Raw genomic sequence first — 254 nt, forward strand, 5'->3', positions numbered from 1 at the left:
GGCGATGGACAACAGGTTGATATTCCTGTACCACCTCATGATCGTTATGAGCGATGGGGGAACGCAGAAGGATAAGGAATGCGCACGGATGGAAGTGTGCGCCCAAGCAGTGAGAAAGTCAGATAGGAAAATCCGTCTGGCAATTTCAAGCTGTGATGGGGAGGGAAATTGAGTACCGAAGTTCCTGATTTCACACTGCCGAGAAAAGCCTCTAGCCAGATCACAGGTGCCCGTACCGCAAACCGACACAGGTA

General features: G+C 51.2%; 1 rRNA gene. It reads left to right on the forward strand.

The window, feature by feature from the left end:
- Positions 1-254, forward strand: a 23S ribosomal RNA gene (locus L3V42_RS18170); the annotation flags it as partial.

Source organism: Oceanobacillus alkalisoli, assembly GCF_022213125.1.
GTDB lineage: Bacteria > Bacillota > Bacilli > Bacillales > Amphibacillaceae > Oceanobacillus > Oceanobacillus alkalisoli.